General features: G+C 53.4%; 17 protein-coding genes. 1 reads left to right on the top strand and 16 read right to left on the bottom strand.

The genetic code is table 11. From position 1 onward, the window contains the following. Window positions 1–75 precede the first annotated feature (75 nt). Window positions 76–1,101, top strand: coding sequence for a porin (locus tag J4377_RS02250; protein ID WP_038480918.1), 1,026 nt, complete (start codon window positions 76–78; stop codon window positions 1,099–1,101). 300 nt (window positions 1,102–1,401) lie between these two features. On the opposite strand, the gene J4377_RS02245 is transcribed toward J4377_RS02250, so the two are convergent. The 16 genes from J4377_RS02245 to purU all read right to left on the bottom strand — a co-directional run bounded on the left by J4377_RS02245 (window position 1,402) and on the right by purU (window position 16,815). Further along, the gene (locus J4377_RS02245) at window positions 1,402–2,661 is read right to left on the bottom strand and encodes a TRAP transporter large permease (RefSeq protein ID WP_253486492.1); all 1,260 of its coding nucleotides are present in this window, start codon (window positions 2,659–2,661) and stop codon (window positions 1,402–1,404) included. Next, window positions 2,658–3,206, bottom strand: coding sequence for a TRAP transporter small permease (locus J4377_RS02240; protein ID WP_253486490.1), 549 nt, complete (start codon window positions 3,204–3,206; stop codon window positions 2,658–2,660). Before J4377_RS02240 ends, J4377_RS02245 begins: the two co-directional genes overlap by 4 nt. A gap of 54 nt (window positions 3,207–3,260) precedes the next feature. Beyond that, window positions 3,261–4,247 carry a TRAP transporter substrate-binding protein gene (locus J4377_RS02235; RefSeq protein ID WP_253486488.1) on the bottom strand — a complete coding sequence of 329 codons (987 nt, stop codon included), beginning with the start codon at window positions 4,245–4,247 and terminating at the stop codon, window positions 3,261–3,263. Window positions 4,248–4,419: 172 nt separating this feature from the next. Further along, entirely contained in the window at window positions 4,420–5,406 is a 987-nt protein-coding gene (locus J4377_RS02230; RefSeq protein ID WP_120385840.1) for an amidohydrolase family protein, read from the bottom strand. Continuing rightward, a complete protein-coding gene (locus J4377_RS02225; protein ID WP_038480902.1) occupies window positions 5,403–5,975 on the bottom strand; it encodes a 3-hydroxyanthranilate 3,4-dioxygenase in 573 nt (190 codons plus the stop codon). Before J4377_RS02225 ends, J4377_RS02230 begins: the two co-directional genes overlap by 4 nt. Window positions 5,976–5,985: 10 nt before the next feature. Then, the gene (locus J4377_RS02220; protein ID WP_253486486.1) at window positions 5,986–6,408 is read right to left on the bottom strand and encodes a RidA family protein; all 423 of its coding nucleotides are present in this window, start codon (window positions 6,406–6,408) and stop codon (window positions 5,986–5,988) included. 21 nt (window positions 6,409–6,429) lie between these two features. Continuing rightward, window positions 6,430–7,197 carry a 2-keto-4-pentenoate hydratase gene (locus tag J4377_RS02215; RefSeq protein WP_253486484.1) on the bottom strand — a complete coding sequence of 256 codons (768 nt, stop codon included), beginning with the start codon at window positions 7,195–7,197 and terminating at the stop codon, window positions 6,430–6,432. After that, entirely contained in the window at window positions 7,194–8,216 is a 1,023-nt protein-coding gene (dmpG, locus tag J4377_RS02210; RefSeq protein ID WP_253488096.1) for a 4-hydroxy-2-oxovalerate aldolase, read from the bottom strand. Before dmpG ends, J4377_RS02215 begins: the two co-directional genes overlap by 4 nt. An 11-nt stretch (window positions 8,217–8,227) precedes the next feature. Next, window positions 8,228–9,169, bottom strand: a complete 942-nt coding sequence (locus J4377_RS02205) for an acetaldehyde dehydrogenase (acetylating) (protein ID WP_038480889.1) — start codon at window positions 9,167–9,169, stop codon at window positions 8,228–8,230. Window positions 9,170–9,180: 11 nt separating this feature from the next. After that, on the bottom strand, window positions 9,181–9,993 hold the full coding sequence (locus J4377_RS02200; RefSeq protein ID WP_301271690.1) for a 2-keto-4-pentenoate hydratase: 813 nt from the start codon (window positions 9,991–9,993) through the stop codon (window positions 9,181–9,183). Window positions 9,994–10,007: 14 nt separating this feature from the next. Continuing rightward, window positions 10,008–11,474: a 2-hydroxymuconic semialdehyde dehydrogenase gene (locus tag J4377_RS02195; RefSeq protein WP_038480883.1), complete on the bottom strand. Its 1,467-nt coding sequence runs from the start codon at window positions 11,472–11,474 to the stop codon at window positions 10,008–10,010. Window positions 11,475–11,695: 221 nt separating this feature from the next. After that, window positions 11,696–12,628 (bottom strand): LysR family transcriptional regulator, encoded by a 933-nt coding sequence (locus J4377_RS02190; protein WP_038480881.1) that lies wholly within the window; start codon window positions 12,626–12,628, stop codon window positions 11,696–11,698. A gap of 280 nt (window positions 12,629–12,908) precedes the next feature. Further along, complete coding sequence (locus J4377_RS02185) at window positions 12,909–13,364, bottom strand: hypothetical protein (protein ID WP_120385845.1); 456 nt, start codon at window positions 13,362–13,364, stop codon at window positions 12,909–12,911. 52 nt (window positions 13,365–13,416) lie between these two features. Beyond that, window positions 13,417–14,034, bottom strand: coding sequence for a rhodanese-like domain-containing protein (locus J4377_RS02180; protein ID WP_120385846.1), 618 nt, complete (start codon window positions 14,032–14,034; stop codon window positions 13,417–13,419). Between the two features lie 250 nt (window positions 14,035–14,284). Beyond that, the gene (locus J4377_RS02175) at window positions 14,285–15,667 is read right to left on the bottom strand and encodes an L-serine ammonia-lyase (RefSeq protein WP_253486480.1); all 1,383 of its coding nucleotides are present in this window, start codon (window positions 15,665–15,667) and stop codon (window positions 14,285–14,287) included. 281 nt (window positions 15,668–15,948) lie between these two features. Then, window positions 15,949–16,815: a formyltetrahydrofolate deformylase gene (gene purU, locus J4377_RS02170; RefSeq protein ID WP_253486478.1), complete on the bottom strand. Its 867-nt coding sequence runs from the start codon at window positions 16,813–16,815 to the stop codon at window positions 15,949–15,951. Between the last annotated feature and the right edge of the window lie 7 nt (window positions 16,816–16,822).

The raw sequence follows: 16,822 nt of genomic DNA, 5'->3' as shown, positions 1-16,822 counted from the left end.
ACAAAAATATTGAGAATGGATCGCGGCAGCGAATACCACTCCGCTGCCGCGTACCTCTTCCTATCGGAGAAAATCATGCGAAAACTCCTACTCGCGCTTCCCTTCGTGAGCGGATATGCCTGCGCCGACATTAAAGTTTCCGGAATACTGGATATCGCCTACGAGGTAGCAACATCGGGAGGGAAAACCGTTGAGCGATTCACCGGCGCAGGGCTAAGCGCCAATAGAGTTCAATTAAAAATTCAGAAAAATCTGAGCGATGATATTTCCATTTTGGGCATTTACGAGGCCATGTACCGACCGCACTCAGACGATGACATAGGTCAGCGCGAGGCATTCGCTCAGATAATTTCCCAACGTTTTGGAACACTGAGCATCGGTCGTCAAGATACTCCTTCAGCCAATGCTTATGGCTATGCAGACCCCATGTTCGGTAACGAATATAGCTTGGTCAATAATGTCGCTGTCTTCTATGCCCCATGGCGTGAAGACCGCTCCTTGATGTATATCAGCCCTCGCATTGAAGGGTTTCAGTTTAGAGGGATGGCAACCCAGGGAGAGCGAGACGGGAGCCGAAACGGTCGTGTCTATAGCATATCTCTGGATTACTGGAATGATAGCCCCTGGTATTTCTCTATTGCTATGGATAGAAAGTATCAGAGAAACCTATGGGATCGGGACACTATAGAGCAGTCCACAGATATCTACCTGACGTCGGTATACTCTATAGAAAACACCGATTTCACGGCCATTCTTCATCGTTACTCTGGGTATTATGCCTATGCACCTTGGGTAGACTTCGAATCAAGTGGTAATGACCTTCAGTTGGGCATAAGGCACAATTTTGGAAACAAGCACAATATAGCCGCGAGCCTGATTTACAAAAACGATGACAACAATGATGTACTTAGTGATGCTGCCGGAATAAACCTTGGCTACATTTACAATTACAGACAGAATATTGACCTATATGGTGTATATGGTTACATCCATCACCAGAGCAATACAGATATCAGATACCCGATCAGCTGGAACCTTGACTCTCCTCTAGCGGACGAGAATCCACAAGGAGTTCAACTTGGATTTCGCCTGAAGTTCTAAGTCTCCTGCCTCGGGTATAAAACATCTTATTAAATTCCAATAACGAGCGGCATGAGGTAATACTCATGCCGACTTTGCATCTTTGCAGTCATATCTAGAAGTGAATCGAGCACGATATTCCCAGAGTACACTCACTCTGTGGGAGGCATTGGCCAAGAGTAAGGCCCCAGTAGCACACCGATAGCCGCCATCATTAGGTAAAGCCAATACGGCTCTAAGGAGTGTAGACAGGAGAATCGTTAGCGAACAACGCACAATAAAGCAAAGCGCGTTGTCGTTTCGAGAGCAAGGCGGGAAAGACTAGAGCAGCGCCAGGGTCAGCCAGGGCTGCCAGGCCAGGAGTACCAGCGCGATTAAGCTCATCGCCAAGAACGGTAACAGCGCACGAAAGATCTTCATCGGTGGCACGCCGGTCATGGAGGAACTAATAAACAGCCCCGCCCCTACCGGCGGCGTCAGAAGCCCCAGCACCAGGGTCAAGGAAACCACCACGCCGAACTGGTAGGGGGTGATATCAAACTGCTGGGTGGCGATAGGTAACAGAATCGGCACTACCAGGATGAGCGCAGCGATACCGTCGATGATCATTCCCACTAGCAATAGCACACCGATTACTAGCAGCAGAAAAATAAAGGGATCCGTGGTCAGTGAGGCGATCCAAGCGGCAGCCATCTGCGGCAGTTGCTCATAGATGATCACCCAGCCGAAGACACCGGCAGCAGCGATCAACATAATCACCAGGCCAGCATTAAAGGCCGTACGCCGCAGAATATCGGGTAAGCGCGCGAAAGTTAGGTCGCGGTAGACATAGCGGCCAATCAGTAGGGCCGCCAGGGAAGCAAGGGCTGCCGACTCGGTAGGTGTGGCCAAACCGCTTAGGATGCCACCGATGATGATCAGCGGAATCGACATCGCCGGCACTCCCATCAGCAGGTAGGCGCGCGCTTGGTCACGACTTGGCCAGTCACCTTTGGGATACTGTTCCACTAAGCCGATGACAGTGATGGCAATAAAGAACAGTAGCCCCATCAACAAACCAGGCAAAATGCCAGCGACGAACATATCGGCGATGGGCACCTGGGCGATCACTCCATATAGCACGAAGAGCATTGATGGAGGGATAATCGGTGACATCAGCCCACCTGCAGCGGTAATCGCGGCGCTAAAAGGTTTGTCGTAACCCTCCTGCTCCATGGCAGGCACCATGGCCCGTGACATGATGGCGATCTGCGAAGCCGCCGAGCCAACAATGGCCGCCATCATCATATTGGCCACCAGGTTGATATACACCAGCCCCCCGCGGAAGCCACCGACAAGGATTCGCGCCAGATCTATTAGCCGCCGAGTTAAACCTCCTTCATTCATCAGCTCACCTGCCAGCATAAAGAGTGGAATCGCTAGCAAACCATAGTGCTCGATGGCACCGAATAACTGTTGGGGATAAGAAACGAACAGCAGGGTGTTGCCGGAAGCGACGATATACCAAGCAGCGGTTAACGCCAGCACCAGAGCAATCGGTACCGCTCCCAGTAGCAATAAGGTAAATACAGCGAGCGTCATGCCAGACTCCTTTTTCCAGACAACAGCCCCTTCAGGCTATCGATCAAGTTAACCAGCCCGTGCAGTCCCAGCGAGATCGAGAAGACCGGTATACAGAGCCAAGACAAGTATTTGGACAGCCCTAGGGTTCTAGTTCGCTCGGAGTAAATGAAATTAAAGCTTTCCGCCTGGAAGGCGCTGGTATCGAAGCCCACCCTCCATAACGTTAGTGGGTCATACCAGCGCCAGCACAACCACAGCATCAGTGCGGCAAACAACAGCACAATGGCATCTACTGTGAGTCGGGAAAGCACCTGAAACCGGAGTGGAAGCGAATCAGTGAGTAGTGTCACCGCGATGCCTTCGCGGCGCTTGAGCACTACCGAGGTAGTCAAAAAAGTCATCCATACCATGGCATGAATGGCCAGTTCTTCGACCCAATAGAGCGGGCTGCCTAGCGTCCGGGTCACGATATTGAGCAGAATCAGCCCGGTGACAGCTGCCGCCAGCAGCGCCGCGACAGCGACCTCGAGCCGAGCCAGTCCATGGGAAATTTGCTTGAGCATAGATGGCTCCAACCCCAGGCTACCCTGGGGCACTTATTAACACGTCAAGAAGAATTACTCAGCCTTCAGCTGAGCAGCCGTTTCACGCAGCTCCAATAGGATCGGAGCCTTATCAGCCCAGATACCCTCCCAGCGCTCAACAGCCTCCTGGAAGAAGCTTTGGTCAACCTCGACCACGCGGATGTCTTGCTCGCGTAGCGAGGCTTCCTGTGCTGGCTCACGCTCTAACACGCTGTCAATGACGCCGCTCAGGTGCTCTTGCATAGTGGTTCTGATCAGTTCCCGATCGGTTTCTTCAAGCTCACGCCAGACGCGCCCAGACACTACCCCTACCATCGGAAACATCATGTGGTTGGAGATCAGCAGATGCTCTGCCTGATCATAGAATTTAAGTGCCTCGATAGCCTCGAAATCCATATCGATGGCATCTACTTGACCGTTTGCCAGAGCGTCGTAAACATCCGGTAAGGGCAGCGGTGTTGGCGCTGTTCCAGCCGCTAAGTAGAAGTCACGAATCGGCTCGAAGGGGGTGATGCGCAGCCGCAGTCCCTCGAGATTCTCAGGCGAGTCGATGCTATTACGGCTGAGGATTTGACGCATGCCGGACATGCCATAGCCAATGCCGACTAATCCCGTTTGGGCTGGCAGTAGTTCAAGCAGGTCGGTTGCGGTATCGGAGCGAAGCAGACGCGCGGCATGTGCCACATCCTCTACCAGGTAGGGTGCATAGAGAGCGCCAAAGTCAGGCGCTCGGTTAGACATTTCGGCAATGGTTAGAAAGGCCATATCCAGCGATCCCGCTTGCAGCTGCTGCACCATTTGTGCCTCGTTTCCCAACTGCTGAGAAGGAAAGACGCTAACGCTATGCTCGCCGCCACTAGCAGCGGCCAGATCATCGCCAAAGGCTTCGGCTGCTTGCGTCCAAAGATGGGAAGGCGGCGTAATCATGCCCAAGCGAAAATCCCGCGCCTGAGCGCTCCAGGAAACCATGGTCAGGCCAATGGCAAAGGTAGCAGATACCAGTTTGTTGACGTTATTCATGAGGATATCTCAGCTTTTTTATGTTGTTAGAATCACGCCTGGATCTATCCCAAACGCGGCAGGTGGATGCTTAAGAAGTCTAGCCAGGGCAGCTATTATTTATAAATCAACCATTCCTCCTCAGATATTGATTTATGGAATACCTGAGGCGTATGCGCTTTCTGTACGGGCGCTAAATTCCAAAAAAGTCGCGAGCATTACCGGCCAGGATTCGCGACTTATCCTCTGCCGCCAGTGTTGGGTGTTCACTAACGCCTGCGCCAATAGACTGCTCTCCCAGGGGGAAAGGAGCATCCGAACCGAGCATCACCCGATCACTGCCCATCACGTCGACTAGCAAACTCAGCGCGCCATCATCGAAAACCGCCGAGTCCACATAGAAGCGTTTTACATAGCTGGAGGGCAGGCTGGGACAGTCTTCGCGCACGATGTCGCGATGGCGCCAAGCGTTGTCGGCCCGCCCCAGCAAATAAGCAAAGCCACCACCCCCATGGGCAAAGCAGAGTTTTAGCGACGTAGGGATACGCTCAAAGGCGCCGGACAGGATCAGTGACAGAATCCCCAGCTGGGTCTCCGCTGGCATTGCCACCAGCCAGGGCAGCATCCACTTTTTCATGCGCCCATCGGTCATCATGTCCCAAGGGTGCACAAGCAGCGGTATGCCCTCCGCGGCACAGTGCTGCAGAAAGGTAACCAAGCCCTCCTCGTCCAGATCTTTAGGGCCGACATGGTTGCCAATCTGCACACCTAAGTGGCCATCCTCCTTGGCGCGGCTCGCTTCCCGGCAGGCAGCATCAATGTCCTGCAACGGAACCTGGGCGAGAACCTTTAGGCGATCAGGTGCCGTGACTGTCATCTCAAGGGCTTTATCATTCATTAGCCGAGCCCAGGGCATCGCTCGACTCACCGGTTGGTCGTAGCCGAACATCACCGGCGTGGCACACATGATCTGCACGTCGAGGCCCTGTTCGTCCAGATAACCCAGACGCTGCTCAGCATCCCAGAGGAGATCGTTGACCGGCCGGAAAGGCTTATCACCGACCATGATCTGGCCACTACGCCCCTCGGTTTTCAGCCAAGGCGCTCGCTCGGGATCAAGCTGTGCCGCTTCGGCCTGACTGATCCGCGGCATGAAATGAGAGTGAATATCAATTTTCATTGACCGTGCACCTCGCTGAGCATGCGATGCCAGGTTTCCCAGTCACGTCCGGGATGAATTTCGCCACAGTTGCTGCAACGACGCTCCTCCTCACTCGTGGCATAGAAGCGCTCGTAAACCGGCGGCAAGTCCGTGACGATGCTCTCCAGCTGCATTTCGTAGCGCTTGATGAGGTTGCCACAGCGCGCGCAGGACCATTGCAGCGCGTCATGCAGCCCCTGGGGCCGAGTCTTTTCGATAACCATGCAGAGACTGCCGGGCTCTGGACGCTGAGGGGAATGAATCACATGAGGGGCCATCAGATAGATATCTCCTTCCTTGAGATCAATTCGCTCATAGCGACCATCGTTCCAAATGTTCAGGTAGGCATTGCCCTTGAACTGGTAGAAGAACTCTTCCACCGGGTCATCGTGGAAGTCGGTTCGCTGGTTGGGGCCGCCCACCACGGTGATCATGTAATCGCTGTCTTTCCAGACCTGCTGGTTGCCTACAGGCGGTTTGAGCAGATGGGCATGTTCCTCAATCCAGCGATTGAAATTGAGCGGTGCGCTGTAGTGATGCTTATCCATGGAAGTCACCTCACTGAGTTGGTGCGTAAGCGATCGCTTTGATCTCGATACGCAGGTGGGGGTGGGGGAGCTGATGCACTGCCACCGTCGTCCGGGTCGGGCCCTGCTCGTCAAAATATTCGGCATAAACGGCGTTGTAGCTGCCAAAATCGTTCATATCGACCAGGAAGGTGCTGATCTCCACCACGTTAGCCAGGCTCGCTCCTTCGCTAGCAAGGATGTCGCGAATATTCTCAATCACTGCCCGCGTCTGAGAGCGAATATCAAGCTGAGTGGTCCCCATCTCATCGACGTCAACGCCTTCGAAACTGTTATCTGGGCGACGCGAGCTGGTACCAGAGACAAACAAAAAGTCTCCGGCGCGTTTGATATGAGGAAAAGCGCCCCGGGGTTTGGCCTTGCCCTGAACCAGGGTGGCACGGCTGGTATGCATGACATGCTCCTTGCTATTGGATTAGCGGCAGGTGAACGCGGATTCACCGAAACCGGCAACTTCTACACTGACGTGGACGCCTGGGCGCAACGCTTCAGCAGCGGTGGCGGCTCCGGCCATGATCAGGCTGCCAGCGGGCAGGCTGAGCCCCGCCTCGCTAACCAACTTGGAGGCCTCAGCCACGCTGCGCAGCGGATTACCGAGAATCGCGGCGGTGGAGCCGACCTGCGCCAGTTGACCATCCAGGCGCATCAGCACTCCGGCGTTGTCCAGGCCCGAGAGGTTCCGGGACCAGGGCCCCACCACCAAGCCAGAGGAGGAGCAGTTGTCTGCCACCACGTCTTCAAGACTAAATTTGAACGCCTCATAGCGGGAGTCGATAATCTCGATGGCCGGCGCGAATGCCTCAATATGCTCGGCAGCCTCCAATAGGGTCAGTGGGCGGTCGATAGCGCGACCAACCAGGAAGCACACTTCCGGCTCGGCACGAGGGTGGATATAACGCGACAGCGCCACTTCGCCACCGTCCTCTTCCAGCATGGCATCGGTAAGCCAGCCCCAGATCAGGCTGTCCACACCCATTTGCTGCATTTTGGCGCGGCTAGTGAAGCCCAACTTGATACCAATGCTGCGCTCGCCGTCTGCGTAGCGGCGCTGCATGGAGACGCGCTGGATCTCATAGGCCTGCGCCAAAGAAAAAGGCGTATGGGTGCTGAACTGAGCCAGTGGTTCGGCATGTCGAGCAGCCTGATCCAGTGCCGTGGCGATGGTGGAAATATTGATGCTCATGCGGGCTCTCCCTGTTTAGCCAGAAGATCCAGCGCCACGTCGACGATCATATCTTCCTGGCCACCCACCATCTTGCGGCGGCCCAGCTCCACTAAAATATCAATCGTTTTCAAACCATAACGCTCGGCGGCAGCCTCTGCGTGGCGCAGAAAACTGGAATAAACGCCCGCATAACCTAACGCCAGGGTCTCGCGATCTACCCGCACTGGACGGTCCTGCAGCGGTCGCACTATATCGTCGGCGGCGTCTATCAAGGTGTAGAGGTCAGTGCCGTGATTCCAGCCCATGCGTTCGGCAGCGGCAATGAAGACTTCCAAGGGAGCATTGCCAGCGCCGGCCCCCATGCCTGCAAGGCTGGCGTCGACCCGGTCACAGCCTGCTTCCACTGCAGCCATAGAGTTAGCCACGCCGAGACTCAGGTTATGATGGGCATGGATTCCTAGTTGAGTCGCTGGATTAAGCACTGCTTTCATGGCGCTTACGCGATCGCGCACACCATCCATAGTCAGGGCGCCGCCAGAATCCACCACGTAAATGGTCTGGGCACCGAAGGACTCCATCAGCCTCCCCTGCTCGGCCAGCCCCTCGGGCGTCTGCATGTGGCTCATCATTAAAAAGCCCACGGTATCCATACCCAGCTTGCGAGCATGCTCGATATGCTGACGAGAGACATCCGCTTCGGTGCAGTGGGTAGCAATCCGAGCCCCCCGGGCACCAGCAGCATAGGCTGCGTCCAGGTCATGTACGGTGCCAATTCCAGGCAACAACAGGGTGGTGATCATGGCATGCTCGACCACCTCGGCCACTGCGGCAATCCACTCCAGGTCACTGTGGGCTCCAAAGCCGTAGTTGAAGCTGGATCCTTGCAAACCGTCACCATGGGCGACTTCAATAGAGTCCACTTTAGCTGCGTCGAGCGCGCGGGCAATTCGCTGGACATCCTCAATGCTGTACTGATGACGCACTGCATGACTGCCATCACGCAAGGTCACATCAGAGATATAAAGTTTCTTGTTCATCATGAAGCTCCTCAGGCAATGGCGGCCAGCAAGCGGGTTTCAGCGAGGCGCTCAGCACAGCTTTTCGCAGCAGAGGTCATAATGTCTAGATTGCCGGCATAGGCTGGTAAATAGTGAGCAGCCCCTTCAACCTCCAGGAAGATCGAGGTCTTGAGACCGTGAGTTAGGCCTAGGCCGGGTAAGTTAACCGGACACTCCACGGGCACTGACTCGAACTGCACCTGCTGTTTAAGGCGATAGCCCGGCACATAGGCTTGCACCGCAGCCACCATTGCATTGATAGAGGCTTCAATGGCGTTTCGGTCTGCCTCCTCAGAGAGTACGAAAACGCTATCGCGCATGATCAATGGAGGCTCGGCAGGATTGAGAACGATGATTGCCTTACCCTTGGCAGCACCGCCACAGGATTCGATGGCCTGGGAGGTGGTCTCGGTAAATTCATCAATATTGGCGCGGGTACCCGGGCCAGCAGACTTGCTGGAAATAGAGGCGACAATCTCGCCGTAGTGCACTCTGGCAACCTGGGCAACTGCCGCTACCATAGGGATGGTGGCCTGACCGCCACACGTAACCATATTGATATTCGGGGCATCCAGATGCTCATCCATATTGATCGACGGAATCACATAGGGACCAATGGCTGCCGGGGTCAGGTCGATGACGTTGATACCGCGATCTTGTAGCATCTCGTTGTGACGCTTATGGGCGCCAGCAGAAGTGGCGTCAAAGACAATTTTGATGTCGTCAACATTCTCCATAGCCAGCAGACCATCAATTCCCTCGGCAGTCGTAGGGACGCCGAAGCGCTGGGCGCGCGCCAAACCGTCTGAGGCCGGATCAATTCCCACCATGGCTCCCATTTCAAGGTACTGGCCGTGCCGCAGAATTTTAATCATCAGATCGGTGCCGATATTGCCGGAGCCAATGATGGCCACTTTGACTTTTTTGCTCATGATCTTTTCTCTCATTGTGGCTTGGCGAAAGCAGCGGTCACACCACCCAGGCCTTGTATTTCGGCGTGAAAGATATCGCCTGCTGCTGCGGGCACCATGGGGCCAAGAGCACCGGAGAGCAGAATGTCACCAGCGCGCAACGGCTCCCCGAAGCTGGCCATGGTATCGGCCAGCCATACGGCGGCATTCAAGGGATTGTCGAGACAGGCGGCACCCGCACCCACTGACACTGGCTCACCGCGCAAGGTCATCTTCATACCGCAACGCACTAAGTCGAGGGCTTCCAACGTTACTGGACGACTGCCGAGTACAAAGCAGCCCGATGAGGCGTTGTCGGCTATGGTGTCCTCAAGGCGGATATCCCAGTTAGCGATGCGACTCCCCACCACCTCAATGGCAGGTAAAGCGAAGGCGGTAGCCCGAATCAGATCCGCTAAGGTATGGCGCTCGTGATCCAGGTCATGTGCCAGCACCAGAGCGATCTCCGCTTCCACTTTGGGCTGAAGCACGGCATCCACTGCGATAGGCAGACCGTCACCCACCGCCATATCGGCGAAAAGCACTCCGAAATCAGGCTGATTAACCCCTAACTGCTGCTGTACGGAGCGAGAAGTAAGCCCTACCTTAAAGCCCACTTGGCGGCGCCCCTGCTCCCGGGCTAGGCGAGTGTTGTGCTGTTGGACGGCGTAGGCTAAGGCCACCGGGTCAGCGGCGTTCTCCTCCACCTGGGCACGGGCAATCAGCTCACGCACCGGCTTACAGGGCTGTCCTATCGCCTGGGCTTGGCTGAGGCGCTCTGCGGCCTCGATCAGGGCAGTATGCATAGCAATCTCCTCGCTCACGGGTTAACGCAGATGGTGGTCAGTTCGGAATAAAAATCGAGGGAGTGGCGGCCGCCCTCGCGGCCAAGGCCTGAAAGCCGCGCTCCTCCGAAGGGCGTGCGCAAGTCGCGCAGAAACCAGGTATTGACCCATACCATGCCCACATGGAACTGACGAGAAACTCGGTGGGCACGGCCCAGATCCTGGGTCCAAAGCGCTGTTGCCAGGCCATAAACGGTATTGTTAACCCGCTCGATCACCTCATCCTCACGGTCGAAGGGGGCGATATGGCAGACAGGCCCAAAGACCTCCTCCTGGACACAGCGAGCATCGTCGGACAAGCCGGTCCAGATAGTTGGCCGTACATAAGCCCCCTGATCGCGAGCATCGCCAAACGTTGGCACTTCGCCGCCAGTCACCACAGTGGCGCCCTCTTCCCGAGCTAATTCAAAGTAGCTGAGTACCTTCTCGCGATGCTGGCGAGAGATCATTGACCCCATATCAACACCGGGCTCATCCGGATAGCCGATTTTGAGCCCTTCGGCTTTCTCCTTAAGGGCGGCCACGAAACGCTCAAAAATAGGACGCTCTACATAGACTCGTTCGGAGCAGAGGCACACCTGACCGGCATTGGTGAAACTGGAGCGGGCCACGCCAGCCACCGCCGCCTCAAAATCACAGTCAGCAAAGATCACGGCGGCATTCTTGCCGCCCAATTCGAAGGAAACGTCACGAACACCCTCGGCGGCCACCTTCATGATTTCACTGCCAGTGCGAGACTCACCGGTAAAGGTGATAGCGTCTACGTCGGGGTGTGTGGTCAAAAACTCACCGGCGGAGCCTGGGCCAAAGCCATGGATCAGGTTGAATACGCCTTCGGGCAGCCCTGCGTCATGAATCACTTCGGCCAACAGAGTAGCTGTGGAGGGAGATTCTTCAGAGGGCTTAACCACTACCGAGTTACCGCAAGCCAAGGCGGGTGCCACCTTCCAGGTAAGCAACAGCATCGGTAGGTTCCAGGGGGAGATAATCGCAACCACACCGTGGGGTTTACGCACTGAGTAGCTGAAAACATCGCTGCCGTCGGGAGCACGCATCTCGAAGTAGTCGCCGCCAGACTGGCGGATAAGCTCGGCAAAGGTGCGGAAGTTGTGCACACCACGCGCGATATCCAGACGGCGAGCCTGCTCCACCGGGCGACCGGTGTCGGCCACCTCTGCGGCCACAAATTCTTCAAAACGGCGCTCGATATCCGCGGCGATACGCATCAGTACATCGGCTCGTTCACTGGCACTGGTGCGGGCCCAAGGGCCAGATTGGGCGGCTTTGGCGGCACTAACGGCGCGCCCCACCAAAGCTTCGTCGGCTTCGCAGACCTGACTCAGCAAACGGCCATCAATAGGCGAGATATTGGGGAAAGTCTGTTCGGTGGCAAGAAATTCACCGCCGACATAATTGAGAAGCTGGGGAGCTGTGGTCGACACGGTTATCTCCGAAACGTTGTTTTAATTCATTTCGGAAAGAGTGTAGGCAGGCCAGATATCATTTCATAATCAATAAAAACCCATCAGATATTTAAAAAAGGAATACCTGGCACTATCAGCGCCCTACTCCCCATCAAACCGCTAATCCAAAAAAGGCACCTGATTATATAAGCGTTGTAAATTCATAGCCGTAGAATGCTGTTCGCAAAAAATCACTGAAGTCACGCCTCCTTAAGGCATTCACGAAACAGCTTTGCGGCAGGGCCTAGCTCTCGACCAGAAGCGGAAAAGCAACCGATATCGCCAAAAGCCAGCGACTTTCCGAGCTTAAAAACCTTGAGTAGCCCCGCCTCTGCGAAAGGCGAAGCCGCCTCGTAAGGCATCAAAGCAACGGTTTCTTGATCTTGCATCAAGGTTAAATTCGTCAGAATGGATAAAGACTCGACAACATTGGAGGGAACAGACAAACCCTCTTCAGCAAAAAGCTTATCGGCAGTACGTCTTAATAATGACTCTCGAGTAGGCAGGACCCATGGAAAGGGATGTAACTTCTCAAGGGTTAACAATTGGCTTTCGTGTAGGGGATGTTTCGCACCAGCGACAATGCATAACTCTTCACTGTAGAGGGTGTCCACCGTAAGGCTATTAGCCTCATCTCGCCAACGCCAGTCATCAGGAACACGCCCAACCACCAAGTCAACGTCGCCCACTTCCACTGCAGGAAACAGTTGATCCATCTGACCGACACGCAAAGACACCATGACGTTGGGTGCTCTTTGCTTAAGCAATCGGATTGCTTTTGGAAGTAAAGAAACTGAAGCCGAAATCAACGTGCCGACAACGACATGACCACTGGTTCCCTCCTGAAAAGCATTCACTTCGTCTGTCAGACTACGCAGCTCTGCCATCAGCAGTTTTGCACGTTTCAAAACAAGCTCACCTAGCTCAGTGGGAACTACACCTCGGTTTCCCCTAACGAGAAGCGGGCTGTCAAAATACACTTCTAAATCATGTATCACTTTGCTAACGGCTGGCTGTGTCAAATTGAGCATCTGGGAAGCTCGTAGCATTGAGCCGCTTAAAACCACCTGCTCAAAAACCATTAGCTGATGAAATTTCAACTTACGTGTAATAGAGGAATCTGTGTATTTCATAGCTTTATGGCATACCGAGTGGTTGGCAATCTTGAGACAAGCAAACCTCCATGGAACATGGTCATGCCGTGCAGAACAGCGCTGCCAGCGTTAGAACCAGTCACGTTTCCATGGAGCAACCACTCAAAAAGTGGGTAACCGTAAGTACACCCTACTAATGGTATAAGTATCAATCATTTCTCAAGTATTGTTGGAAAAGCTCATGGTGCAACACTCCAACACATAGAAAAGCCGCTACTAAAAAGTAGCGGCTTCATACTGCCAGCATGGCACTAACGTTTTAGAAGCTGAATACAGGAATGGCCGGGTCGCGCATCATCTCTGCCATTGGTCCTGGCGCCGCAACACCAACGCCTTCAAGTAGATCTTCTTGGGTGTAATCGGTGTTAGGTAAGTAGATGGCACATACATCGACACTGACGCCTTCACCCATCAACATTTTCAACATACCTTCAGGTTTAACCTGCCCTGCAGGGTTACTAGGCGGGGTATTGACCGCTGCTTCACTTTCATAGTCATCTACCGCAAGATCACCCGCGGCGTCACACAGCAAGATATGTAGATCCGTGCCCTGCTGACGCATCGCATTGCCTAATATCATAGCCATTGATTGCGTCTGTACTGCGTCGCTGGTCAGAATCATTAACGCTTTATCGCTTTCGGCATCGTGGTTATCTGCGCTAGCCACCATCGGTACTAAAGCCAACATACCGGCCATTACTAATGTTTTATGCATCGTTATCTCCTTATCAATCTGTGCGATTCGTTGCTTTAAATGCTTTTCTGCGCTACTTCGACTCATACCAAGCGGTGTCAGGATTAACGTCATAACTCCAGGGCAATCCCGAATTACGCCACCCATCACGCGCCCTCACACCTTTTGAGTCACCTTCAGCAAGCGTACCCCCTTCAAAGCCATCGCTAACCGAATACACCTGCGAAAATCCCATCTCTGCGATCAGATCTGCAGCGGGTGCGCTGCGGGTTGCTCCAGAGCGGCACATTACGATGATCGGAGTATCGTCATTTGCTTGATGCGCCTCGAGCGCGGCACGGATTTGTTCGGCAAAATTGGCGTTACGAACCGTTGGCCATGTTTTGCTATCAGCATCGAACTGAGTCGTGTCCGTTAGTACCCATGGCACATGAATATCAGTGGGTTCTGCAAAACCGGTGAATTTAATTTCGACGGGATCACGCACATCAATCAACAATGCATCGTCTTCTTGCTGTAGCAGGTCATAGGCTTCGCGAGCGGTCACATACAAGCCCAACTGCGTTTCTCGATAAGAGGGCGTATCTTCAGCCTGAGCGACGGTGATTACACTCATGCTCAGTGCCATCAAGGCGGCAAGGGCAGAATTACGGTACGGAAGCTCAGCAAAATAGCTTGCAACTCCAGACATAACAAAATCCTCTAAAGAAATAACTCTATGGACTTAATATAGCTGGAAAGGTGCAGAACTACCTGCGGCGTTTTGTCACTAGCCAGAAGTAGGAGACTGTTAGCTAGCCTTGACGTAACAATGCAAGACACCATCGCTAACAGCCTTCGTTGTGCCTAAACGAAGCAGTTCGCTTTTAAGCATTCAGTGGCGTTAAAACAACGCCCCCAAACGACTAATGGTTTAACTACCCTGCCGGATACAATAGCGATTAACATTCAATAGCATTAACGGCCAATCCACCTTTAGATGTTTCCTTATATTTATCAAGCATATCTCTCCCCGTATCGCGCATAGTACGAATGACCTTATCCAACGATATAAAGTGAGTACCATCACCATGCAACGCCATTTGCGCTGCATTAATGGCTTTTACGGTGGCAATAGCGTTGCGCTCGATACACGGCACTTGAACCAGCCCTCCCACCGGGTCGCAGGTTAATCCTAAATTGTGTTCCAGGCCGATTTCGGCCGCATGCTCTACTTGCTCGGGCGTTCCTCCCATCACATCCGCTAAGCCAGCTGCCGCCATGGCGCACGCCGAGCCAACTTCCCCTTGGCAGCCCACTTCCGCCCCGGATATCGACGCGTTCTTCTTACAGAGAATGCCAATCGCACCTGCCGCTAGCAGAAAATCCACGACGTTTTTCTCGCAGGCGTTGGGCTGAAATTTCATATAGTAGTGCAAGACGGCAGGAATAATGCCCGCAGCACCGTTGGTGGGCGCCGTGACCATGCGCCCTCCTGCGGCATTCTCTTCATTAACCGCAAGGGCAAAAATATTCACCCACTCCATTGCTGAAAACGTCGATGCGATTAGGCAATCATTCTGTTCAGCCGCTAAAAGCCGCTGGTGAAGCAGCTTAGCTCTGCGTTTTACGTTTAACCCACCCGGCAATATCCCTTCATGGGTTAATCCATTGTCGATGCATTCACACATGACTTGCCAGATTCGCCATAGCTCATTTCTAACCTCATCTTCCGTCCGCCATACTTTCTCATTCTCTAGCATCAGGCGGCTGATACTCAGCTGCTCTTTTTTACATATTGCTAGCAACTCTTCAGCTGTATCGAAGTTGTAGGGAATTGTTGCCCCATCAAAGTCCTCTAACGGCATATCCACCTGGGCTTGTTCAACAACAAAACCGCCCCCTACCGAGTAGTAGATATTTTCATGCAGCAATTCACCTTGATGTGTAAAGGCAGCAAGCCGCATGGCATTAGGATGATGAGGCAAACTCTCTTCATGGAAATAAATATCGCGATTCCAATCAAAAGCGATTGTTTTTTGGCGTCCAAGTTCTAATAACTGACTCTCTTTAAGCGACGCAATAGATGGCCCAATAATCAAAGGGTCAATCGTGTCGGGGCGCTCACCCATCAGCCCCATAATAATCGCGTGATCCGTTGCGTGCCCTACCCCCGTCGCTGACAGTGAGCCATAAAGATGAACGTCTAGATGGGCCACTTCATCAAGAAGGTCGGCGTCGCGTAGTGATGTAACATACTTAAAAGCGGCCTGCATGGGCCCGACGGTATGGGAACTGGAGGGGCCTACTCCAATCTTAAAAAGGTCGAAAACACTGATAGGCATTGGAGCACCTCTTGACGTATAAACAGGGAAAAATCAGGCGATGCCTGAAAATTTCAATAAGTTATTTATGTGTTAACAAATAAAATCAATCTAACTTTTATTGAAGATATCTTTATATTTATAAAATAATACTTTTAAGCACGACTTATTACACATAACCTCTCACACATAACAAGGGGTTACATATCGCTCTGGAAAAAGCTTAGCAGCGACAGCAACCCAACTATAAAAGCGTGTTCGAACCGCTTGCGTTTACTAACAGTAGAATTAGGTAAAAAGCATTAGTTACCAAAAACCACCGTGCGGCCTGAATAAAAGAACACACGACGTTCTAAATGATAGCTAATCGCCCTAGCCAGGGTGAGACACTCAATATCACGCCCTTTAGCAACCAGGTCCTCAGGGTAATGAGTGTGGTCAACGGGTTCGACCCCTTGAGCAATAATTGGCCCTTCATCAAGGTCATTATTAATATAATGCGCCGTTGCACCCACTAGCTTAACCCCTTTCTCATACGCCTGATGATAAGGCTTAGCGCCTTTAAAACCGGGCAGTAGAGAGTGATGAATATTAATAGCTCGGCCAGCTAATAGTTCACACATTGAGGGGGAGAGTACCTGCATATACCTTGCCAGCACCACCAGCTCAGCGTCAGTATCCGCGATGATTTCGCGTATCTGCGCTTCCTGCTGCAATTTCGTCTCGGGCGTGATCGGCAGGTAGTGATAGGGCAAATCGTGCCATGCTGCCAACGGCTCCAGATCAGGATGGTTGGAAATCACCGCTTTGATATCCAGCGGAAGCTGGCCCGTCCGATAACGGTAGAGCAGATCATTCAAGCAGTGATCGGCCTTGGAGACCATAATCACGGTGCCTGTGCGTTTGCCCGGCGCCGTCAGCTCAAACTGCATATCGAATTCGCCTGCCCGCGCTGCAAAATCGGCGTGGAAGCGCTCTTCATGGAAGTCGTCTCGCTCTGGTCGAAACTCGGCGCGAATAAAAAAGCGCCCGCCCAGCCGGTCATCGAAAGAGTTAAGTTCAGTGATATAGCACTGCTGCTCTTTTAAAAAGCGCGTGACGACGTCCACCGTTCCCAAACGGCTTGGGCATTGGGCGGCAAGTATCCAGGTATCACTCATTCGGCTCATAGTGCAT

This window comes from Halomonas sp. XH26, assembly GCF_024138895.1.
Lineage (GTDB): Bacteria > Pseudomonadota > Gammaproteobacteria > Pseudomonadales > Halomonadaceae > Vreelandella > Vreelandella alkaliphila.
This window is presented reverse-complemented; position numbering and strand designations above follow the sequence as displayed.